Source organism: Shewanella phaeophyticola, assembly GCF_025398315.1.
Lineage (GTDB): Bacteria > Pseudomonadota > Gammaproteobacteria > Enterobacterales > Shewanellaceae > Shewanella > Shewanella phaeophyticola.
In genome coordinates this window covers 708,039-730,202 of record NZ_JAODOQ010000001.1, presented here as the reverse complement: position 1 = coordinate 730,202, position 22,164 = coordinate 708,039, and the positions used below count along the sequence as shown (strand labels likewise).

At 38.2% G+C, this 22,164-nt stretch carries 20 protein-coding genes and 3 pseudogenes; all 23 read right to left on the bottom strand.

Annotation, left to right across the window (positions count from 1 at the left end; translation table 11 throughout):
• Positions 1–16: 16 nt before the first annotated feature.
• A pseudogene (gene gmd / locus N4T56_RS03480) lies at positions 17–1,133 on the bottom strand (GDP-mannose 4,6-dehydratase).
• 60 nt (positions 1,134–1,193) lie between these two features.
• Positions 1,194–1,349 (bottom strand): helix-turn-helix domain-containing protein, encoded by a 156-nt coding sequence (locus N4T56_RS22650; RefSeq protein WP_390904107.1) that lies wholly within the window; start codon positions 1,347–1,349, stop codon positions 1,194–1,196.
• A gap of 45 nt (positions 1,350–1,394) precedes the next feature.
• Positions 1,395–1,907: pseudogene (locus N4T56_RS03475) on the bottom strand (transposase); the annotation flags it as partial.
• A 235-nt stretch (positions 1,908–2,142) separates the two neighbouring features.
• Positions 2,143–2,658, bottom strand: a complete 516-nt coding sequence (locus tag N4T56_RS03470) for a sulfotransferase (protein WP_261732230.1) — start codon at positions 2,656–2,658, stop codon at positions 2,143–2,145.
• 308 nt (positions 2,659–2,966) lie between these two features.
• On the bottom strand, positions 2,967–3,608 hold the full coding sequence (locus tag N4T56_RS03465) for a hypothetical protein (RefSeq protein ID WP_261732229.1): 642 nt from the start codon (positions 3,606–3,608) through the stop codon (positions 2,967–2,969).
• A 27-nt stretch (positions 3,609–3,635) separates the two neighbouring features.
• Entirely contained in the window at positions 3,636–4,028 is a 393-nt protein-coding gene (locus N4T56_RS03460; RefSeq protein WP_261732228.1) for a hypothetical protein, read from the bottom strand.
• A gap of 11 nt (positions 4,029–4,039) precedes the next feature.
• Entirely contained in the window at positions 4,040–4,615 is a 576-nt protein-coding gene (locus N4T56_RS03455) for a hypothetical protein (protein WP_261732227.1), read from the bottom strand.
• Entirely contained in the window at positions 4,615–4,773 is a 159-nt protein-coding gene (locus N4T56_RS03450) for a hypothetical protein (protein WP_261732226.1), read from the bottom strand. The genes N4T56_RS03455 and N4T56_RS03450 overlap by 1 nt, the downstream gene beginning before the upstream one ends.
• Positions 4,757–6,049: a hypothetical protein gene (locus tag N4T56_RS03445; protein ID WP_261732225.1), complete on the bottom strand. Its 1,293-nt coding sequence runs from the start codon at positions 6,047–6,049 to the stop codon at positions 4,757–4,759. Before N4T56_RS03445 ends, N4T56_RS03450 begins: the two co-directional genes overlap by 17 nt.
• An 8-nt stretch (positions 6,050–6,057) precedes the next feature.
• Positions 6,058–7,110 (bottom strand): glycosyltransferase, encoded by a 1,053-nt coding sequence (locus N4T56_RS03440; protein WP_261732224.1) that lies wholly within the window; start codon positions 7,108–7,110, stop codon positions 6,058–6,060.
• Positions 7,111–7,159: 49 nt separating this feature from the next.
• Positions 7,160–7,522 carry a hypothetical protein gene (locus tag N4T56_RS03435; RefSeq protein WP_261732223.1) on the bottom strand — a complete coding sequence of 121 codons (363 nt, stop codon included), beginning with the start codon at positions 7,520–7,522 and terminating at the stop codon, positions 7,160–7,162.
• Complete coding sequence (locus tag N4T56_RS03430; protein ID WP_261732222.1) at positions 7,507–8,454, bottom strand: sulfotransferase; 948 nt, start codon at positions 8,452–8,454, stop codon at positions 7,507–7,509. The genes N4T56_RS03435 and N4T56_RS03430 overlap by 16 nt, the downstream gene beginning before the upstream one ends.
• 2 nt (positions 8,455–8,456) lie before the next feature.
• Entirely contained in the window at positions 8,457–10,496 is a 2,040-nt protein-coding gene (locus tag N4T56_RS03425) for a hypothetical protein (RefSeq protein ID WP_261732221.1), read from the bottom strand.
• A gap of 260 nt (positions 10,497–10,756) precedes the next feature.
• Positions 10,757–12,088, bottom strand: a complete 1,332-nt coding sequence (locus N4T56_RS03420) for a hypothetical protein (RefSeq protein WP_261732220.1) — start codon at positions 12,086–12,088, stop codon at positions 10,757–10,759.
• Positions 12,089–12,091: 3 nt separating this feature from the next.
• A complete protein-coding gene (locus N4T56_RS03415; protein ID WP_261732219.1) occupies positions 12,092–13,894 on the bottom strand; it encodes a hypothetical protein in 1,803 nt (600 codons plus the stop codon).
• A gap of 35 nt (positions 13,895–13,929) precedes the next feature.
• Positions 13,930–15,357, bottom strand: a complete 1,428-nt coding sequence (locus tag N4T56_RS03410) for a phosphomannomutase (protein ID WP_261732218.1) — start codon at positions 15,355–15,357, stop codon at positions 13,930–13,932.
• 5 nt (positions 15,358–15,362) lie between these two features.
• The gene (locus N4T56_RS03405; RefSeq protein ID WP_261732217.1) at positions 15,363–16,769 is read right to left on the bottom strand and encodes a mannose-1-phosphate guanylyltransferase/mannose-6-phosphate isomerase; all 1,407 of its coding nucleotides are present in this window, start codon (positions 16,767–16,769) and stop codon (positions 15,363–15,365) included.
• Positions 16,770–16,860: 91 nt separating this feature from the next.
• Positions 16,861–17,941 (bottom strand): annotated as a pseudogene (gene rfbB, locus N4T56_RS03400) (dTDP-glucose 4,6-dehydratase).
• 577 nt (positions 17,942–18,518) lie between these two features.
• A complete protein-coding gene (locus N4T56_RS03395; protein ID WP_261732216.1) occupies positions 18,519–18,887 on the bottom strand; it encodes a GxxExxY protein in 369 nt (122 codons plus the stop codon).
• A gap of 457 nt (positions 18,888–19,344) precedes the next feature.
• Positions 19,345–19,542: a sugar nucleotide-binding protein gene (locus N4T56_RS03390; protein WP_390904106.1), complete on the bottom strand. Its 198-nt coding sequence runs from the start codon at positions 19,540–19,542 to the stop codon at positions 19,345–19,347.
• A gap of 58 nt (positions 19,543–19,600) precedes the next feature.
• Positions 19,601–20,467 (bottom strand): dTDP-4-dehydrorhamnose reductase, encoded by an 867-nt coding sequence (gene rfbD, locus N4T56_RS03385; RefSeq protein ID WP_261732215.1) that lies wholly within the window; start codon positions 20,465–20,467, stop codon positions 19,601–19,603.
• A gap of 42 nt (positions 20,468–20,509) precedes the next feature.
• Entirely contained in the window at positions 20,510–21,055 is a 546-nt protein-coding gene (gene rfbC, locus N4T56_RS03380) for a dTDP-4-dehydrorhamnose 3,5-epimerase (RefSeq protein WP_261732214.1), read from the bottom strand.
• 174 nt (positions 21,056–21,229) lie between these two features.
• Positions 21,230–22,141 carry a glucose-1-phosphate thymidylyltransferase RfbA gene (gene rfbA / locus N4T56_RS03375; protein ID WP_261732213.1) on the bottom strand — a complete coding sequence of 304 codons (912 nt, stop codon included), beginning with the start codon at positions 22,139–22,141 and terminating at the stop codon, positions 21,230–21,232.
• Between the last annotated feature and the right edge of the window lie 23 nt (positions 22,142–22,164).

The window sequence follows — 22,164 nt, the reverse complement described above, 5'->3', positions numbered from 1 at the left end:
TACTAACTACAATTTATTATTCTTTTGCCACCGCAACATCATAACCATGATGTTTTAAAATAGCGTGTTGCTTAGCTTTACCTAAATCATGTTGCACCATTTCAGCACACATTTGTTCTACGGTAATTTCTGGTGTCCAGCCCAGCTTAGCTTTTGCTTTAGCAGGGTTACCCAATAAGGTTTCCACTTCTGCAGGGCGGAAATAACGTGGATCTACTTTTACAACCACATCACCTACTTTAACGCCAGGGGCATTATCGCCACTGACAGCAGTGACAGTTGCAATCTCGTTAATACCTTCACCGCTAAACTCAAGCTCAATGCCCGCTTCTAGTGCGGACATTCTAACAAATTCGCGTACTGAAATTTGCTTACCCGTGGCAATAACAAAATCATCAGCTACATCTTGCTGTAACATCATCCATTGCATACGTACGTAATCTTTAGCATGACTCCCAATCACGTAATGCATCCATATTACCGAGGTACAAGCATTGCTCTAACCCTTGGGCAATATTGGCAATTGCACGGGTAATTTTACGGGTTACAAAGGTTTCACCACGACGTGGAGACTCATGGTTAAACAAAATACCGTTACAAGCATACATGCCGTAAGACTCACGATAGTTAACCACAATCCAATAGGCATACATTTTAGCTACAGCATAAGGTGAACGTGGGTGAAACGGCGTGGTTTCTGTTTGTGGAATTTCTTGTACTTCACCGTAAAGCTCAGAGGTAGAAGCCTGGTAGAACTTGGTCTTTTTTTCCAAGCCTAAAAAGCGAATCGCTTCTAATAAACGTAGCGTACCCATAGCATCAACATCAGCGGTATATTCTGGGCATTCAAAAGATACTGCAACATGGGATTGCGCACCAAGATTATACACTTCATCTGGCTGCACATCTTTAATGATACGGGTTAAGTTAGATGAATCGGTTAAATCCCCATAGTGTAAGAAAAACTTCGGGTTAGCGGCATGTCGGTCTTGATAAATATGATCGACTCGTTCTGTATTAAGTGATGAAGCACGGCGTTTAATACCGTGTACTTCGTAGCCTTTTTCCAATAAAAATTCGGCTAAATAGGAGCCATCTTGACCGGTGACACCGGTGATTAATGCTTTTTTCATTTATATTTACTCGTTGTCATTAATGACGTTTATAAGCGTCTTTTTCAAAGAAATAGTGGTTCAAGAGCCACTATTGTATTTTGCAACAATGCGACTGATTTGCGAATAATGTAAACCAAAGTAATCGCCTATCTGTTTTTGTGTATACCCACCAGAGCAGTAAGCATTAGCTATTGCCTGATGTTTATCATCAGCTTGTGCTTGATATTCTTCCAGTGTTAAAGGGTGGCGCTGCGCTGCTTAAAAGGAACTTCCAGTAAATCACCTGCCACTCCCTCCTGCATTGCCTGATGCCTGGCGACAAAAAGCATCATCACCTAAAAATATCTGATGCTGCAACTCATCCCATACCCTTTTACCAACACCATTTTTAACAAATGCAATATAAAATTGAATCGCTTCACTACGGTTTGCAGCAAATAACCTAAGTAAAGCATCTGTCGATAACCAGTCAGGCAAATCAATATTTCCCAGCATACAATGCCAGCTAGACCACAACCATTCGTCGGGAGAATCAACCATTTTTGCCCGAACAGGATTCAGGACAATGTAACGGCACAACTCAAGCAGATAAGTCTCTTTATCAACCAAAATAGCCTTGTATCGCCCTTGGAACAAATGCCCGACACGATGATGCTTACGATTCATTGATTGAGTAAATACACCGTTTAACTGCCGCATCCCTTTGCTAAGATTAGCATCCGGCGTTTCAACCAGAAGGTGGTAGTGGTTGCTCATCAGACAATAGGCATGAACAACCCAGTTATAACGATCACAAACATCTCTTTCCCTAACTTATGCGCATACACGCCTATATCATTGATATAATGATCTACAATTAACAAATCAGAAGACTCAATTAGTTCTTTATGCTTTATTATCATCATAATATGATAATAAAAGGGCACTCTTCCGCAAGACAGTTGAATTACCTCATGTTCAAGTCTCAAAGCTTTTAGGTAGCCTTTAGCACCTATCACTGAGTTCGAGGTTCCAATTATCACTATTTTCATTGAAAGCTTACCTCAACATTTTTTTCTATATAATCTATTTCCTCATCACTTAAGTTAATCTGATTAAGCGTTTTTCTAGAGAAAAATCTTGCCTCGCATTCTAATAAAGGACTTTGGGAGAATTCAGGAACGCCTAAAAAATCAGTTATTCGAGAGATGCAAAATACTGAGTTATCGTAATCACTTTTAAAAAGTTCATCATAATTTATTTCCAAAATATCTAACTTATCTGCAAACAATTTTAATTGGCGCTCTGCATCTTTCCAATCAGACACTGCTACCTTATAATCTTGACTTGAAGCTACTTCAAAGGGGTTTCTACGAATAAAAATAACTTTAGTTTCCTTAGGAAAATTCGAAGCTAATAAGTCAAACCTTTTATATAACAAGAGCATTTTTTCACCGATGTATGAAGATCTTTCGTAAAATTTCTCAACATACTTAGCTTCATTAAAAGACGCCCAGAAGCTTTGACTTTGACTGTAATCAAGAAGATCTTTCTTCGTGAACATCTTAGGGAATAGCTCTTTATCATTGTAAATAGTCTTAAAGTACCGCTCCGTAGTGAGCAACAACTCATGATGAAGGTTAATCAATTAATTTAATGCTGTCGAGCCTGATCTAGGATCCCCGCATATAAAAAGGTAACGTTTACTCAAAATAATTACTCAAAACTTAAATTCAAATCTGCAAATTTCTTCATTATAAGATTCAGATATTAGCTGTTTACTATTATCATCATAAAAACTGCGCTAATTTACGGCATTAGTCTTATTTTTATGGATACATGGTATAACACAGTTTAGCTCTAACTGTATACTTACTTGAATGGGTTTAAATAATCAAACCTAGCAATATCTTTTTCAAAAATATCCAAAAACACCTTATGTAGGTCTCCAGAGTTAAAACAATCCCTTACCTCTTCAACTAAAATATCACTTTTCTCACTATTATTTAACCTTGGTGGTTCACCCAGAAGAATACCTGTATTCTTATAAAAAGAAGTCGAGAATTCATTCTTTAAGTCTACAGGAAAAACCAAATCAGCCAATTGTTCGCCGCTCAAATCATTACTATAAACGTCGATTCTATGCCGATTATAAAACCATCCATGGTTCGATTTATTGGTTATAAACGATGTAAAAGTACTCAATTCATCTGGTTTGTATGAATCACTTTTCTGCCACCAAAAGACATTATTCTTATCGGGTTTCCCGTAAGTGAAAAGTGATAAAACTAAAGTATATGGATTTCTAACGCCAACAATTTTGTAGTAATCTTCAAAGTTCCACCCCTCTTTCTCAAAAGTACTTTTCAGTTGAGCCAAAGTAACATGATGATGAAATGGAAACTCCTGACAAGAAAAAACATCACTATGCTCGTCAAGTAATTTACGGTAACTAGTACTTCCCGTTTTTGGCTTAGATATCCAAATAAATTTATTTTTGTGTGAAATTCTCATACCTAGTTATTCTAACCTCTTATATTTTTATATAAATGTAATTGCTTTTTCCAAAACATCATTCGTCACTAAGCCAGCATGTTCAGTTTCATTTAACAGTTCAATTAAAGTGGAGTGTGAGATTGGGGACAAAGACAATTTTTCTGGTGTCGAAAATCCTTCTTTAGAAAAGCAACTGAAATCCAATAAACTTCTATTCGAATGTTCAAATTTTTTTACAAAATTTGATAATTCTATAATTGAAGTGAAATAGCTTTCATCATCAGCAAATGGCTTAAACTTGTCTTGTATTAACTTATCTATTTGATATGAAAGGCTTATGGCTTTTGCGTATTCAGTTTGATGATCATACCTTTTCTGCCCGCCTAAATATAAAAGCCTTGTAATCTCTAAAGCTAGGCGACTTACCGATTGGTTCACTCTTGGTGCTTTTATTTCTGAGAGGATATTAATACCAATAGAACAAAAAAATCTTGCAACAAATCCTCATTATAGAAAGAGTTTACATCAAAAGGTCGAACAACCATATTTTCAACACCAAATGCAGTTGACCATTTTTGTAAAAGCGAACAGTAGTCAAACCTACGCCAGTTTTGCCTGCAATACTCTCTGAAGTCGAGTAAGGTTATTCCCTTTTTAACTTCCTCGTTATACATACTGATAATGGCTTTATCTTGTCGTTTTAAGTAAACAACAACAGTGACCTGATAATCACATAGGAATGATTTTACAGCCCGAACTTTGGCTTCATCCATAAACTCAAAATATTCAGAAGAAATAATTAAATTCTCTGATTCTTCTGACTTTAAAGACTCTTTGAACTTGTCTTTAAAAGCCTCATCGCTTGCATTTATGGCTTTTGCTAAGCCGTGTGGCCAGTCATTATCTATAAGTGCTGAAACGCCTAGAGTACGTAGTTGCGCCAGGCTATCACGTATATAATTTTGTATTGAACTTGTGCCCGTTTTAGAAAGCCCAATATGAAGCACTATGTTTTTAACTGTCATTATATGATATACCCCCAAGATTTTTCCTCTGTTTTTTGTAAAGAAATTTGAGGCTTCATAGCCTTAACATTCACGATTTTAAATAGCTTTTGAAGGTTTTCAACTCTCTCTTTTCGCTTTACAACTAAACTCATAATGGCCTTATTGTCTTGTAACATTTTTCACCACCTCACACTCTCTAAAACTTTTCACAAATGCTTCAAGCGTCAATTCATTTCTAATAGAATTATTGCTCATATGCTCATGTGCTGCCAAAATATTATCATCAGTGATTAACCTAGGAACCTCTTCAGGTGTATCGTAAAAGAGTGGGTAATCTGAGCCCAAGTACTCTTCTACCGCTGGGTGTCGGCATACGACAATTGGCGTTGCTCTGGCGATACACTCGATAACGGCGTTATTGGCTGATGTATCATAAAAATCGATAAAAACGATGTTCTCTGTCAGTAATTCGTCATATTTATCGTTATCTAGAAAGTCGATTATATCTGCATTTTTGCTCGTAATCGGTTCCACTAACCCAAAGTATCTGCGCTCGGCATATTGAATAATATTCTTAGACCAATCTGAGGAGCCTAATAACGTTGGTGTGTGATTATCTACCTGAATATACCCTATAGCATTTAGTTTTCTTAACCACCAGCCAATTTGAACAACTCTTTTATTAGGGTTAGAGCGATACTTTTCCATGCTAAACGATTTCTCAGGAAACTCTGTAGGGTGCTTTAATACACTAATTGGAAAATCTGGATTAAGGTATTCCTCAAGTGCTCGTTTATGATATTCAGTGAGACAAATAAGTCCTTTACAGTATTTTATACTCTTCTGCCATAATTCAGTAGCGAAAATCTGCTGATTGCTTTGCTCATATTGAAACCAAGATGGTACAAACGGTGGCACATGTATAAACCCTATCCATGGCTTGTCGTAAGGCATAGGCTGACTGCTAGATGCTTCACCATGATCGCCTCCCCATACAAACTTACGTTCTATAAACGTATCTACATAAATACTTGCTTCAGGATCATGATGCTCAACCAAGCCAGCAATTGCAAAGCTCCAGCCAGAACGGTGGTTACCATAGTTTTTATCGAACTGTGTACCAAAATTCAACTTATCGTTTACTTGTTTATTTGACTCAAAGTCATCTTTAGAATCTACGTGCTCTGGTACACCGTGGTGAACCCCCTCTGGCAAGTATGGTTTTACCATATTTAACCACTGCGTCGCGTTGTTATTGCGACGATTATGAGAATTAGGGTCAATTAAGTAAAGGCCTAGATTTTTATTGACGTGCACATATTTCTCGCCTGAAGCAAGCAAGTTTAGCCACATGGCAAAATCTGCATAAGTACCAAAGGATTCTTCGTCAAAGTAACCGAAACGTTCATGAAGCTCTTTTCGCCATACAGGCATGCAATGCGCAAAATTCATGCACTGTTTTAATGATTTGTCTTGTATGACAAAAAATCTTCCAGTGATTTAAATTCTCTACCCTGCGGCAAATCGTTTGAGAAGTACCAGAAATCACCCGAAAAATGGTTGATTAAATCTGTCGTCGTATAACCTATTGGATTAAGTTGCTTTTCGTCGTCTGTAACCGCAATGCCAGAGCCTGCAACTAGGGCATCCGAGTTATCAAGCGCCGCTACTAATTCCGCCACATGATCTTTGTGACGCCGGTCATCAAGGTTAGCATTTGAAATATATGTTCCTTTGGCATTTTTAATGGCATGATTCCAACAATTGTAAATACCTGGGTCATAACTTAATCCGAACACTTTTATTTTTTTGTATTTATCGCTCGCGGCTAAAAGCACACAGTCTTGAAGCAGATTAAAACCAGGTGAAACAATAATAATCTCATGCTCATCAGCACCTTCAAGTACTAACAAATTTTCGAGGAAGGAATAAACATATCTTTGCCCACGAAACAGTGACGATACGAGACTAACTCTTGGGGTTTCATTTAAATCATTTAGCGTATAAAAAGGGAAATCCACTTTAACCTCATCAATACTATTAATGAGTTTTTTGAAAGAAAAGCCCACTTCTCTCTCTGTGTCATTCAAATTTCTGACAAAGTACTCTTCAATAACACTCTTTACTAAGCAATTAATTTGGTTAATGAAACTTTTAGTTATATGTTTAGTCTCGCTTTCAATGACTGAAGTATTAATTAGTTCAAAAATATGCTCAATAGAGTAAGATCTCATTACCTGTAAGTGACTCTCAAAGTTTTTAGTCGCAGGTAATGTAGCCATTGACCGAGAAAGCTTGACTTGACTTGTTTGTGTTAGTATTAAATGCCATACCATGTTATTAAACACACCAAACAAATTATCGCTAAGTATTTTTTTTACGTTATTAAATTCACTTATAACCAATTCTTTATTAATCAAGAAGGCTGAGTCATAAGATAGAAAGCTTAACGCCGCAATTTCTTTAACATTTAGCGTTTCACTCTCTTGCTTGTTAATAGCTTGATTGAACAAAGAAAAATAATCCGGATTATTAATTTGCGGTATTAGATAAATAGGGCTTTCAAAAGCTAAGTGAATTCAGAGACTTAGTAAAGCCAACTTGATCACCTTCTCTAAGTAAAATGAAATAACGCCCCTGAGCAGCTTTTAATACGCGCTTAAAAAAATGTTCTACCGCAAGGTGGTCTACATAATAGTTGTAATCTTCAAAACCAAGGTATTCGCTTACTATTTCTGGGAGTTGATTAATTTTCTCGTAATTTAACGTATTAACATCAACATTTTTTGCCAATCCTTCAACAATTAGACATTCAACTTGGTGCCCTGTATTTTCCTTAAAAGCTTGTACAGAGTTTAATGATTTAGTTAGAGCGCAATTATTCCAATCAGTGCCAACCAAAATTATACTTATATCTTTTTGCATTTATCTTCCAACCAATTAAATTTTTTCAATTTCCGAAAGTTTTGTGAACCTTGACTTTCTCGTATGATCTCTTCTGGTGCTATTCTAGAACGATCAGAAATAACATCTGAACTTCGACCACTATCACCTGTCACCTTAAAAACTCCAAATACATCTTCAAAGGTATCATCAAAAGGTAACTCAAGAGCATTTGTTATCTCTTGCATACGCTCTCGAGGAGCCTTTAAGAATTCTTCGTACTCAAACAATTGCTCTGAGTTAAATTGCTCAATTAATAACAGTAAACGTCGGCAATATTCATCCAAAGTTTGAGGTTCAAAATGCACCCATCCATTCTTTAGCAGCGAAGCATAAGAGTCAATTGGATTGCGAATTGTTAATATAGATTTGACTTCATATGTATCTTCCAACAATTCAATTAATGTGCTCTTTGCTGGAACTAGCTGCTCAGTATTAAAATCAGCATGAGTGTGATCTCTCAACACTAAAATACCACCTAGACATGTGACATGTTCGTAAATATTATCAATCGATTGCTTGAATAATCTCCCTGCTAATTCTTTTTGCTTTGGGATTCCAGCATACTTAGTTAGTGATATTAAATCAGTCGGAGCATATTTCGGCTTACCTTTATCAATACCGAGATCCGTGAATGGATGTACCTCACTTAACAAATACACATTTGGCATTGCAGAAATGCATTTGGAAATTAACGTACCACCACTACATGCCAGATGATGAATAACTCTTATTACTGGCTTTTTAGGCTTATGTTTAAGGCATATTGAGTCACAGCGTTCTAATAGTGATTGTGTATCTAGAGCCTCGTCTAATATTGCTGGATAATTAGTATCATCCATTAACACCGACTCATCGATGAGTTCAACTGCTTCATCTAATTGTTTTTTAAATAATTCAAAATTAGAAGGCATTATTAATCCCTCTCAACATGTTCTATCGCATTAAGTAACTCTGGGTGCTCTTGCTGCAATTTAAAGTAATATTTAGATGCTAACGTTAACTTTTGCTTTAGCTCTTTAACCAGCTCAATCAACTCTTGTTCTGACTGTACTTTTTCAGCATAATTTTTACGCAGGTGTTCTAAGTCTAACTGTGATTTAGCCAATATTTTTTGGCCTAAATGACCGCTACGAGTCATTTCTTTTATTTCTTGTTTTAGTGTTTCAAGCTGCTTATTTAATGACTCAGCCCAGTTTTTATGCTCTAAATGCCATTTATTCTCATTGTCACGCTGCGTAGTTCTCTCTATTAACTCTGCTTCTAATTCAGTGACTTTAGATTGTAGTTTTGTAATATGTGATGTTGACTCATCGTATTGAGACTGTAAATCTTTTTGTCGTTGTTCTAATTGGCTTTTTATCTGCGCTTTTTCAGCCTCAAGCTTGTCTCTTTCCACTTGTAACTGGTTACACTGCTCTACCGCTTGTGCTCTTTCAGCTTCAACCTTGTCACTTGTTACTTTTAACTTGTCTCTTTCTGCCTGTAACTTGTCACGTTGGTCTTCCGCCTGGGCTCTTGCAGCTTCAACCTTGTCACTTGTTACTTTTAACTCGTCTCTTTCGACTTGTAACTGGTCTCTCTCTACTCGTAACTTGTTACGCTGCTCTACCGCTTGTGCTCTTTCTGCTTCAACCTTGTCACTTGTTACTTTTAACTCGTCTCTTTCGACTTGTAACTGGTCTCTCTCTACTCGTAACTTGTTACGCTGCTCTACCGCTTCTGCTCTTTCTGCTTCAACCTTGTCACTTGTTACTTTTAACTCGTCTCTTTCGACTTGTAACTGGTCTCTCTCTTCTCGCAACTTGTTACGCTGCTCTACCACCTGTGCTCTTTCAGCTTCAACCTTGTCACTTGTTACTTTTAACTTATCTCTTTCGGCCTGTATCTTGTCTCTATCTTCTCGCAACTTGTTACACTGCTCTACCGCTTGTGCTCTTTCAGCTTCAACCTTGTCACTTGTTACTTTTATCTTGTCTCTTTCGGCCTGTATCTTGTCTCTCTCTTCTCGCAACTTGTCACTTGTTACTTTTAACTTGTCTCTTTCTGCTTGTAACTTGTCTCTATCTTCTTGCAACTTGTCACTTGTTACTTTTATCTCGTCTCTTTCGACTTGTAACTGGTCTCTCTCTACTCGTAACTGGTTACGTTGCTCTACCGCCTGCGATCTTTCTGCTTCAACCTTGTCACTTGTTACTTTTATCTTGTATCTTTCGGCCTGTAACTTGTCTCTTACTGCCTGTAACTCGTCTCTTTCGATTTCCAACTGACTAAAGTCATTGGTTAATGCTAAAAACTCTTCACTTGCACTGAGCTGATATTGTTCTAGTTGTAATTGTGCTTTTTTATCATTTTCACTAAGCCGTTGTTCATTTTTTTGTAACTCAGCTTTTAGTGATTGTACATTTTCAGATAATTGTTGATTTAATTCATTGACTCGTAATATTGAATTAGACAACTTAGTATCATTTTTGAGTGATGCTGATTGATTTTCATTTAGCAACAATTCGTAAGTTACAAATACTGAATCTGACTTTACTGAGACCAACTCATAACCTAGTGCAAGTAAATGATTAAACGCCTTGAACTTCGCTGTTAAATATTCAGATGATGAGCTATCTTTAATTGATTGAATAATAATATTATCAAACAAAGCCAACTCGCTATAATGGCTTTGATTAATCAAATCAAACTCTAATCCATTAAGCTGAACAACTAACATGGTTGTTTTGCTTTCATCGAGCCCTTTATCATTAATGGCTGGGATTAACTTTACGACATCTTCAAGACAAAATGGATCAGCTAATGACTCTTCAATCACTTTTAAATTTTTAAATTTTTGAGTGAACTTATTGACACTTTGTATACCACTAAACTGTACCGGTTGTGTTAATTGAAATATAACTGGGCTTTCAAAAGGATTGACTACCTTGTGATAAACAGAAACATTACTCACAGCTTCAAATTGTTCATTTAATGCCTCACACTGACTTGACGCCCCTTCGAACAAGTGAATGTGTGTAGGTGATAAGGTTTGGTAATAAGTGACATCTGTTCCTATACCGGCTACCTAAATGAACAATAATATCTATTTCTGCTGACTTAGGTTTGTCATTACTTAACGGTTTTGATGATGAAAGATTGTTACTCATTACATTATTCCTTTAAAGGAGGCACTAAGCTTATTTTTATCTTTTAAAATATTAATTAGCTAACTTAATCAACAATATTGTTAAACCATTCTGATAGCGCAACGAACAGTTTATCACTGTAGGTGTTATTTTTTTCGCCTACTGGTTCTTTTGGATTGACAACCTTAGTCACTTTTAAACTTTTAGGGCGAATGTTAACTAACGTTTTATTCAGTTTTATAATGCTGTTGCAGTAAAAATGGGTTAAATTGAGTCGTTCGGCCTCACGACTTATCCAGTTTTTTGTCATATTTAAAATGTCTAACTGGTGATATGCCGCTAACCAGAGCACACCAGAGCTTTGATATTGATACACTTCGGGATCATAGTTAAATAAAATCGCATCACCTGCTTTAAACAGCTCGATGAGTTCATGATGTTCTAAAAATTGATTTATTACCGTCAAATTACTATGTTCACTTGCTAAGCTTTTAAGCTTTATATCTGTTTCGCTTAATATTGTTGAATCATTAGTTATAGAGTACTGGATAACAAATTGGTAGTTTGAGGTATTCGCTAACAAAATACCAGTAATGTTAGGGAGTTCTGAAAAACCTTTATTTAATTTTGCATCGCCAGTATACAAGATAATCGTCACTTGATTATTGTCTGATCTATCTTTCACATTATCAGCTGTGATGACACCTAAATGATAAACATTTATTTGTTGATTGATATTATGGTTATTCTTTTGACTTTCTCCAACCAGTAAACAGGGTTGGATATCAACATACTTATTTAATAGCGATGAGTATTGTTTTTGTAATTCATAATCTACTGCAAAAAATTTGACACTGTCGTGTTTGGCTAAATGCCTAAAGGCCAACTCATAATGCATTTTACGTTTAATGCTTTTTATTGAATCTAGCGGACTGTACATTAAACCGACGATTATTGCTATTTCAGCAACATATTCGGCCTCATGATTTTGTTTCAATACATCTAGTGCTAATGCTAACGCTTTGGCATGTTGCCAATTTAGGGTGTGGCACCAAAACATTATTTTTTGATTTTTTTTATTCTTTTTATTAATGCCCGATAGGCACAACTTGATTGCACTTATATATTCTAAGGCAAGACGGTTGCAGTATTGCTGTAATGCTTGATTGCTGGGTAACTGGTAAAAATACTGATAAAAATCGGTTGCAAAGTGATGAGTGACCTTAACCTTGCCGTTTAAGTTTTCTGTAAATGCTGTTGGGCAATCTTGGTGGCATAAAAGCTCAATACTAACCTGCTCATTATTTGTGAAGGCATCAGCTATCGCCAATACCGTTGCAGGGTGATGGCCTCCTAGCTCCCGTAAACCGGGGTCTAGTATTATCAGCCGTTGCTGAGCAGTTTGGTTAACCGACATTGATTATAACGTCATTAACGATAACGTATTTTGGAGGTAATGTGGTGCACTCGCATCACTGCTTATTGATATTGGCGTCCACAGTCCGCCTTGCTGGAATTTGATGTAGTAAAACTCTAATTCTTCTTGCAATTGATTTATTTGCAATAAGGCTAATTCATTTTCAGACTCTAAATCACATACCTTTAATTCAAGATCATTAATTTTTGCTTGATATTCATTATCGTTGGCAATGGATTGCTCAACTGAAATACTGTTAGCCATTTTTTGGTTATACTCATCTTTAAGTTGTTTAAGTTCAGCATTTTGATGATCAATCTTTTGCGACAGTGTCTGATTATGTAAAAACGTTTGTTCAAGCTCTTCTTGTAACTGATTAATTTGCAGCAATGCTAATTCGTTTTCGCTGTTCAACGATTGTTGTTGTCGTTCAGCTTTTGCTAACTGCTCGATACTGACTTTATAATCATCTTTGAATTGTTCGCTATTAATAAACGATAGCTCGAGCTCTTCTTGCAACTGACTTATTTGCCGTAACGCTAACTCGCTTTCACTGATCAACAATTCTTGTTGTCGTTCAGCTTGTGCTAACTGCTCGATACTGTCTTGATGCTCAGCCTTAAGTTGTTCGCTATTAACAAACGATTGTTCAAGTTCTTCTTGTAACTGACTAATTTGCAGTAATGCTAATTCGTTTTCGCTGGTCAACAACTCTTGTTGTCGTTCAGCTTCTGCTACTAACAGCTCGATACTGTCTTGATGTTCAGCCTTAAGTTGTTCGCTATTAACAAACGATTGCTCAAGCTCTTCTTGCAACTGACTGATTTGCAGTAATGCTAATTCGTTTTCGCTGGTAAGCTTTGTTTGCAATATTTCTGACTGTGCTAACTTGTCAGTGAATGACGCCGTTTCAAGGGCTAATTGATGTTGTATTTGTTTATTTTGCTCTGTGGCAGCATGATGCTCAATTGCAAGCTTTTGACTTTGGCTGTGTGCGAGTTCAAGCTCTTCTTGCAACTGATTTATTTGCAAAAATGCTAATTCTTTTTCGGCATCACCGGCCGTAGTTTGCTCTATTAACACGCTATTTTTTTGTTGCAAATCATCAATGTGGCTTGCTAATTGTGTTACATCTTGTTGAGCACCTTTAGCCGTGGTTAACAACAGAGATAACCAAGCCTGTAGCCTTGCTTCTACAGATAAACCATAGTCTGCTTTAGTGATATCTGTTGTGCCTTCTAATTGCTCGAACAATTGCTGTAGCTGAGGGTTGTTTTTGATGCTGTTAATAGACTGAACGATTTGAGCAATGCTCAGTACATTTTCAGCTTGTTGTTTTACGGTTTGCATTTTAAGCACTAAGCCAGAAACGCTGTTGAGCAATTTAACGATTTGCTCAGCATGGTTAACGATATCTGCTTGATTTATTAGATATGATTGCTCCATATTAGATAAATACAGATCTAGTATTGCGCTTGAATCACTTAACCAATCTTGCTCGCTGAGTGATGGCGCTATACTCACTTCAGGCGCTGAATAAAATGAAATATAATGATAATTATCGCTATTTAACGGTGTACTATTGAGTAACTCAACATCACCATGATAAAAGTAAATCGCGACTTTATCCTGGTATTCTGTTGCTGTTTTACCTTGTTGTAATACCGATAAGTAGTCATTTAATTGTTGTAGGTCATTACTTGCTACAGCGTCATTTACGTTAATTGCATTGTGACTGACAAACATATCAACTAACGCTTGTTTATTTTCGATATTTAATAAACCACAAAAAACCAATAATTTCATGATATGCCCATTAGTGTATGTTATGACTTAAATTGTTATAAGGTTTGTAGTTTTAACAGCGTGTTATTAACATAATCAAGTGCATGTTGCTCAACATTTGATTCTGCATAACAACGAAGCTCTGGCGCATTACCTGATGGACGTAAATGGATAATATCTCCGTCATTAAAGGTAATTCTTAACCCATCGGTTTGGTTAATATTTGAGATGATTTTTTGGGTATAACCCAGTGCTAAAACAAATTGTTGTGGTGCTTTGGCCGCGTTGGCGATGATAGCTTTACTGCGCTCGGTTGCGAAGTTTTTAATACGATCGCTAGCCGTAATACGTTTAGGTAAAACATTAACCGATTTTGATAGCGGTTCTGTCATGCTTGCGGTTAAGGCAATAATAGCGGGTAATACTGCGTCTCGAGTCGGTAAGCTTTTTAATACCTTGTCACCTACTGCAATATCACTGCCTAATAAAAAGCCACCGTTGGCCTCAAAGCCAGCAAAAGAACGGTATTGATTTTTTAGCGTGTCAAATGCCGCAATAACATAAGGTGAACCGATTTTTGTTCTTATGACTTGTTTAAAACGCTTTGTTAACTCAATGGCCGTATTACAACTTACAGGGACCGCTAGCGCCTCAACTTCTAGCGCTTGGGCACACAGTAAGCCTAAAATATCGCCTCGTAACCATTCGCCATGCTCGTCGGCAAGTAATGGTCTATCGCCATCTCCGTCGGTAGAGAATATCGCATTGAGTTGATATTGCTGAGCCCATGCTCTGGCTTTTTGTCTGTCTTCTTCGGCTACGGCTTCGGTATCAATAGGAACAAAGGTATCTGTACGCTCAAGAGTAATGACCTCTGCACCTAGTGTAGTGAAAATATGATGGTACAAGTCTCGACTCGCACTTGAATGCTCGTAAATACCAATGCGTTTGCCCATCAATGGTTTATTTGAATACAGTGACGTATAACGAGCAATATATTGAGTAGAAGCTTCGCTATTTGCTGATAAACTAGGGATATCGGTTATGGCGTTAAATTCAACGTGAGCATTTAAGATATCTTGTTCATCTTGTTTGCTTATTTCGCCCTCTGCTCTGTAAAACTTTAAGCCATTACGGTCAAACGGAATATGGCTGCCAGTAACCATAATGCAAGGTATACCTTGCTGCATAGCCACATAGGCAAGCGCAGGTGTTGGCACTACACCATAGAAAATAACCTCGATATTGGCTTGTTTGGCTGCTTGCGCACAAGCCATTGCCATAGTGTAACTACTGGGGCGATTATCAATGGCAAGTGCTAGTTGAGTCAATTTGCTACTAGCCTGCATGACACTTATAAAGGCATGGGTAAATGCTGCACAAACATCGTGAGTAAAGTCGCTGACTAAGCCTCTCGCACCACTGGTACCAAATGCAATATTGCTGTTGGTTAGCACATCGTAACTATTGAGTGTAGTTGACATAGTGATTACCCCTTCACTCGGCCGTAACGGTCTTCGAACCGAACAATGTCGTCTTCGCCCAAATAGCTCCCGGTTTGTACTTCAATCATTTCGAGTGGTATTTTCCCTGGGTTTTCGAGTGCGTGAATAGTCCCTAGGGGGATATAGGTTGATTGATCTTCTGTCACAATGATGGTTTGTTCACCGTTGGTGACTTTAGCGGTACCAGAGACAACAATCCAATGTTCGCTGCGGTGATGGTGCATTTGAATGGATAATTTTTCACCGGGCTTAACCGTAATTCGTTTTACTTGGTCGCGGTCGCCAAAGTCAATAGAGTCGTACTTACCCCAAGGTCTGTACACTTCACGATGCAAATGATGCTCAGTTCTATTGCTTGCTTTAAGTTGTTCTACAATGGCTTTAACATCTTGAACGTTATCTTTATGGGCAACCAATACTGCATCTTTGGTTTCGATAACCACAATATTATCAACACCCACAGCAGCAATTAATTTATGCTCAGCATTAAAATAGCTATTGGTGCTATTGTGGGTTAATACATCGCCTTGCAAAACGTTATTATTTTGGTCTTTGTTAGAGATATCCCATAGCGCAGACCAGGCACCTACGTCACTCCATTGTGCATCTAATGGGATGACCACGGCATTAGCTGTTTTTTCCATGACGGCGTAGTCGATTGACTCTGAAGGGCATTGTTCAAATTGCTGTTGATTAATGCGTACAAAATCTAAATCGGCACTTACGTCTGCCATTGCCGCTTCGCATGCTTGATAAATATCTGGACGGAATAGTTTTAACTCATCTAAATACTGCGAGGCTTTAAATAAGAACATACCGCTGTTCCAGTAATAATCACCGCTGTCTAAATATTGTTGAGCCGTCTCTAGGTTTGGTTTTTCAACAAATTGGCTGACAGTGAAACCATCAAAGCTATTGTCACCACGCTTAATATAACCGTAACCCGTTTCGGCATGTGTAGGAACAATACCAAACGTGACCATTTTACCTTGCTGGGCGGCAACTGTTGCTTGTTTAACGCTTTGTTCAAATGCTGCGGTGTCTTTTATGACATGGTCGGCTGCCAGCACTAGCATCATTGCATCTTTATCTTGTTTTTGTAATTGAAAAGCGGCTAGTGCAATCGCTGGTGCGGTATTACGCCCTACAGGTTCTAAAATAATTTGCTGTAACTGGCCAATTTCTCTTAACTGTTCTGCCGCAAGAAAACGATGGTCTTCGTTGCAAATAACGATATTGCTGTGAGTAAACGGCAAGGTGCGATTAACCGTTTCTTGCAACATGCTATATGAACTGGTTAATTTTAAAAATTGCTTTGGATGAAGTGCTCTAGACATTGGCCATAAACGACTGCCCGTTCCACCTGCCATAATAACTGAAGTAATATTCATTTCGACTACCATAATATAATTTAAATAAGTGTGTTATTAGTGTTTAAATACCTAAAAGTACTTAATTGACGTCAGCTTAGGGATAAGCGTATTAGAGTAATGGCTGCCACCATTGCTGGTTGTTTAAGTACCAGTCTAAGGTTTTAGCAAAGCCTGTTTCAAAGCTTTCTGCTGGCACATAACCTAGCTCGTTATTGGTTTTTGTGGCATCAATAGCATAGCGTCTGTCGTGACCCGCACGGTCTTGTACATAGGTGATTAAGTTTTCAGTTTTACCGGCAATCGCTGATAAAGCCTTTGGGTAACGTTCAGCTAAATTTGGATTGGCAGCAAACTTTTCGCTCATCACTTTACAGACTAACTTGACGATATCGATATTAGCCCACTCGTTATTACCACCAATATTGTAGTTTTCACCTATGCGGCCTTTGTTAAGCACTAGGTCAATACCACGGGCGTGATCTTCAACGTATAACCAATCACGAATTTGCTGACCATCACCATAAACCGGCAATGGTTTGTCATTAAGGATGTTGGTAACAATTAACGGGATCAGTTTTTCTGGGAAGTGATATGTAGCCATAGTTATTTGAACAGTTTGAGGTTGTTACCTCTAAGCCATAGGTATGGTGATAAGCACGTACTAAATGATCGCTCGCCGCTTTTGAGGCTGAATAAGGCGAGTTTGGTGCATAAGCTGTTTCTTCGGTAAAGGCTGGGTCTGTTGCATTTAAAGTACCGTAGACTTCGTCGGTACTTACGTGGTGAAAACGGTGTTCTGGTGTAGGTTTGCCTTGTGCTTTAGGTTCATCTATCCATTTTTTCTTAGCCGCTTTTAATAGGCTGTACGTACCTAGAATATTGGTTTCGATAAAGGCATCTGGCTCGGTGATTGAGCGGTCAACGTGTGACTCTGCGGCAAAATGGACAATAGTATTGAGTTGATGGGTATCAATAAGGGATTCAATTAATGCGGTATCACATATATTGCCATGCACAAAGGTCATATTGCTGTTATTGGCAACGATATCTAAATTGGCTTTATTACCTGCATATGTCAACGCATCTAAAACAATCACTTTATCCTGTGGGTATTGTGCTAACCAATAGTGGACAAAATTAGCACCGATAAATCCAGCACCACCAGTGACAAGTATATTACGTTGTTCCATTTTTATATTCCATTTAACGATTTTAGGGCTTTACGCCCGAGATTGTTTTAATCTAATAGCTTAACTGAAAGCTTTTACTGCTGAGGCTCTTTGTGCTGAAAACAAGAGCGGTTTACCACCGAGAACACCGAGGCGCTATGCGCTACACCGAGAAGAGAGAAGACATTTTTGGCTTTTTCCGAACTAGTATCTGTGCTCTGGGTGGTGATTATTGCATCTTTTTACGCTTGTAGTTATCTACGATGGCATCAAGAGCTATTTACCACCGAGGACACTGAGGTGCTGCGCACTACACAGAGCTAATATTTATTGCTTTTCTCCGATCTATTCTCTGTGTTCTCTGTGGTGATCATTATATCTTTAAGCTTGGTTCTTTTTGAAAACAAGAGCTATTTACCACCGAGGACATCGAGGCACTGCGCGCTACACCGAGTGAAGATAAGACATTTTTTAGCTTTTCTCCGATCTGTTCTCTGTGTTCTCTGTGGTGAATATTATTTCTTTAAGCTTGTAGTTATCTACGATGGCATCAAGAGCGATTTACTACTGAGAGCAGATGTTTTACTTTATGCGGTAGTTAAACACTTATTCGCTTTAAACCATCCAACAATTTAACTTGGTTGAAATTAATCAATAAACCCGTTTTTATACTTGAAAGCTTTAAATAAGTAATAAGTTGAGCTGAGTGAATAGGTAGCAATTTATCAACGGATTTTAGCTCTATAATTAACTTATCTGGTATTAAAATATCTATACGATAACCTGCATCTATTGTTTTATTTTTATAATTAATAGGCAACAAGACTTGGTTGTGCGCTAATAGACCTGCGTTCTGAAGCTCATACATTAAGCAGCTCTCATAACTAGACTCTAAAAGCCCTGATCCGAGATTTTTGTGTACTTCAATAGCACAACCTATTACTTTTTTAGTTACTAAATCTTCCATAATAACCTCTAAAGTTGTCACTCTAATAAATCATATAACCAATTACCATCGAGGGCATCGAGGCGCTACACCGAGTTAAGATAAGACTTTTTTGGCTTTTCTCCGATCTGTTCTCTGTGTTCTCTGTGGTGACGTTGTTCTTTTACCAGCTCATTCTCTGTAGTTAAATCAAGAGCGGTTTACCACCGAGGGCACCGAGGCGCTACGCGCTACACCGAGTTAAGAGAAGACTTTTTTTGGCTTTTCTCCGATCTGTTCTCTGTGCTCTCTGTGGTGATCATTATTTCTTTAAGCTTGGTTCTTTTTGGGAAACAAGGGCGATTTACCACCGAGGACACTGAGGCGCTGCACGCTACACCGAGTTAAGAGAAGACTTTTTTGGCTTTTCTCCGATCTGTTCTCTGTGTTCTCTGTGGTGATTATTGCATCTTTACCGTCTTGGTTGTTTGTATTGGTGTTAAAAGTCTTTTACGGCTGAGAGTTCTGATAGCATTGTTTTTAATTGTTTACGCCAGTGTATGGTTTTTGCACCTGTTAGCGCTTCTGCTTCAGTTTTATTTAGCACACTAAATTCTGGGCGTTTTGCTGGTGTTGGGTAGCTTGATGCAGGTATTGCACTAATTGGGATGGCTTTAGTTAATAAACCTTGCTCGATTGCGAGTTCTTGGATTGCAACTGCAAAGTCGTACCAAGATGCTACGCCCGCATCCAGTTCAATTAAGAATTGTCGTCTGATTTAATGTCTTGCTCTCAGCTCCAACCTTGTCACTTGCATCTTGTATCTTGTCTCTTGCCTCTTCTACCTTGTCACTTGCATCTTGTATCTTGTCTCTTGCCTCTTCTACCTTGTCACTTGCATCTTGTATCTTGTCTCTTGCCTCTTCTACCTTGTCACTTGTTACTTGTAACTTGTCACTTGTCTCTTCTACCTTGTCACTTGTTACTTGTAACTTGTCTCTTGCCTCTTCAGCCTTGTCACTGCTCTTCTGCACTAACGCCCAAAGCATTTTAGCAAGCCCTGCTGCCCAAGTTGGTGTGCCGACTTGATCATACACAACACCTAATTGCTCTTTTTCACTCATTAAGCGCAGCATGGTTTTTACAAAGTTATTACCAAACTGAGAGTACACCCACGCTGTGCGAACTATGATTGCTTGTTCACCTAAAATTCGACTGACTGCTTGTTCACCAGCTAACTTAGAAGCGCCATAAACACCCAGAGGATTTGTAGCATCACCTGACACATAAGGCGTGGTTTTAGTACCATCGAAAACAAAGTCAGTTGAGATATGAATTAATTTTGCATTAATGGCTTTACATGCAGTCGCTAAATTTGCCACACCCGTTTGGTTAACGGCATAAGCAGCATCAATGTCTGACTCGGCTTTATCTACTGCTGTGTAAGCTGCAGTATTAATAACGATATCGGGCGAAAAACTGATTAATATCTCGTTCACTATGGCAATATCGGTAATATCAAGTGTTTGACTGTCAAAGCATTGAATTTCTATATTGTCAGGGCAACTACGTTGTAGTTCTGAACCAAGTTGGCCATTTTTACCTGTTATTAATACTTTCATTTTAGTTTTTGTTCGTCTTTTTATGAGGGGTATTCAATGACATTAAAATGTCGGCGCATCTGCAAATGCTAATCCTGCTTCATCTTTGGCTGACAATGATGGTAATTTACCATCAACGAGTGGCCACTGAATATTCACAGTTGGGTCGTCCCATTTGAGCGACACTTCAACCGATGGGTTATACACATCGGTACACTTATAGACAAACTCGGCCTCTGTAGATGTCACATAAAAGCCATGCGCAAAGCCTTCTGGTACCCATAATTGGCGTTTATTTTCTTCAGAGAGATACACCCCAACCCATTGGCCAAAAGTGGCTGAGTCTTTACGCATATCAACAGCGACATCAAACACTTCACCACGCGTGACTCGAACTAGCTTGCCTTGCGTATTGGCTGTTTGATAATGAAGACCACGCAATATGCCGTGAGACGATTTACTGTGGTTTTCTTGTACAAATACACGCTCTGCACAATGTTGATTAAATAATTCTGTACGAAAGGTCTCCATAAAAAAACCACGCTCATCACCAAATACCTTCGGCTCAATGATTTTTACATCTGGAATAGTTGTGTCTATAAATTTCATAATCTCTCTGGATGTTTAAGTGACAAGTGACAAGGACAAGCGACGAGCAGCAAATGACAAGCGACAAGTGACTTGTTTTTTCTAAGCCTTTACTTGTGACTTGTCACTTTCTACTCATCTCTTCTATGCCTTTACTTGTGACTTGTCACTTTCTACTCGTCTCTTCTAAGCTTACTAAAATACTTTTTGTTCTAAAATGTCGAGTAGGTATTGTCCGTAACCTGACTTTTTAAGTGGTGCGGCTAACTCGCGAAGCTGTTGCTCGTTGATATAACCCATGCGGTAGGCGATTTCTTCAGGGCAATTGATTTTTAAACCCTGGCGTTTTTCGATTGCACGGATAAAGTTTGCAGCATCTAATAAATCGTCGAGTGTTCCGGTGTCTAACCATGCGGTACCACGGCTCATGATTTCAACATTTAACTCTTGTTTAGCCAGGTATTGCTCAATGACATCCGTGATCTCTAACTCGCCACGGGCTGAGGGCTTAACGTTTTTAGCGTACTCAACCACGCGGTTATCGAAAAAGTATAACCCTGGTACGGCATAATTTGATTTAGGCTTTAACGGCTTCTCTTCAATAGAAATCGCTTTACCAGACTCATCAAACTCGACGACACCATAAGATTTAGGATTGGATACATGATAACCAAATACAGTTGCACCGACTTCACGTGCTGTTGCATTTTGTAGTGAGATTGATAAATCGTGGCCATAAAATAAGTTATCGCCAAGTACTAATGCCGCACTTTGGCCTTGTAAAAAATCTTCAGCGAGTAAAAACGCTTGAGCTAGGCCATCTGGGCTTGGTTGCTCAACATAGTCAAAGCGGATGCCCCAATCGCTACCATCGCCTAATAACTCTTTAAAACGCGGCAATTCATCTGGCGTGGCAATAACCAAAATTTCAGTCATACCTGCAACCATTAATGTTGAAATTGGGTAATAAATCATTGGCTTGTCATACACTGACATTAATTGCTTACTGACAACTTTGGTTAAAGGATATAAGCGTGTACCCGTACCACCCGCTAAAATAATCCCTTTACGTGTAAATTTGTTAATAGGTTTCGAAACAATGTTCATATAAAATCCGAAAAATAAATCGA

What these genes read in the sequence shown, in the direction of transcription:
- N4T56_RS03470 (WP_261732230.1), bottom strand. Translation starts at nt 2,658, where the DNA reads ATGTTCACGAAGAAAGATCTTCTTGATTACAGTCAAAGTCAAAGCTTC.
- N4T56_RS03465 (WP_261732229.1), bottom strand. Translation starts at nt 3,608, where the DNA reads ATGAGAATTTCACACAAAAATAAATTTATTTGGATATCTAAGCCAAAA.
- N4T56_RS03455 (WP_261732227.1), bottom strand. Translation starts at nt 4,615, where the DNA reads ATGACAGTTAAAAACATAGTGCTTCATATTGGGCTTTCTAAAACGGGC.
- N4T56_RS03450 (WP_261732226.1), bottom strand. Translation starts at nt 4,773, where the DNA reads ATGTTACAAGACAATAAGGCCATTATGAGTTTAGTTGTAAAGCGAAAA.
- N4T56_RS03445 (WP_261732225.1), bottom strand. Translation starts at nt 6,049, where the DNA reads ATGAATTTTGCGCATTGCATGCCTGTATGGCGAAAAGAGCTTCATGAA.
- N4T56_RS03435 (WP_261732223.1), bottom strand. Translation starts at nt 7,522, where the DNA reads ATGCAAAAAGATATAAGTATAATTTTGGTTGGCACTGATTGGAATAAT.
- N4T56_RS03430 (WP_261732222.1), bottom strand. Translation starts at nt 8,454, where the DNA reads ATGCCTTCTAATTTTGAATTATTTAAAAAACAATTAGATGAAGCAGTT.
- N4T56_RS03420 (WP_261732220.1), bottom strand. Translation starts at nt 12,088, where the DNA reads ATGTCGGTTAACCAAACTGCTCAGCAACGGCTGATAATACTAGACCCC.
- N4T56_RS03415 (WP_261732219.1), bottom strand. Translation starts at nt 13,894, where the DNA reads ATGAAATTATTGGTTTTTTGTGGTTTATTAAATATCGAAAATAAACAA.
- N4T56_RS03410 (WP_261732218.1), bottom strand. Translation starts at nt 15,357, where the DNA reads ATGTCAACTACACTCAATAGTTACGATGTGCTAACCAACAGCAATATT.
- N4T56_RS03405 (WP_261732217.1), bottom strand. Translation starts at nt 16,769, where the DNA reads ATGAATATTACTTCAGTTATTATGGCAGGTGGAACGGGCAGTCGTTTA.
- N4T56_RS03395 (WP_261732216.1), bottom strand. Translation starts at nt 18,887, where the DNA reads ATGGAAGATTTAGTAACTAAAAAAGTAATAGGTTGTGCTATTGAAGTA.
- rfbD (WP_261732215.1), bottom strand. Translation starts at nt 20,467, where the DNA reads ATGAAAGTATTAATAACAGGTAAAAATGGCCAACTTGGTTCAGAACTA.
- rfbC (WP_261732214.1), bottom strand. Translation starts at nt 21,055, where the DNA reads ATGAAATTTATAGACACAACTATTCCAGATGTAAAAATCATTGAGCCG.
- rfbA (WP_261732213.1), bottom strand. Translation starts at nt 22,141, where the DNA reads ATGAACATTGTTTCGAAACCTATTAACAAATTTACACGTAAAGGGATT.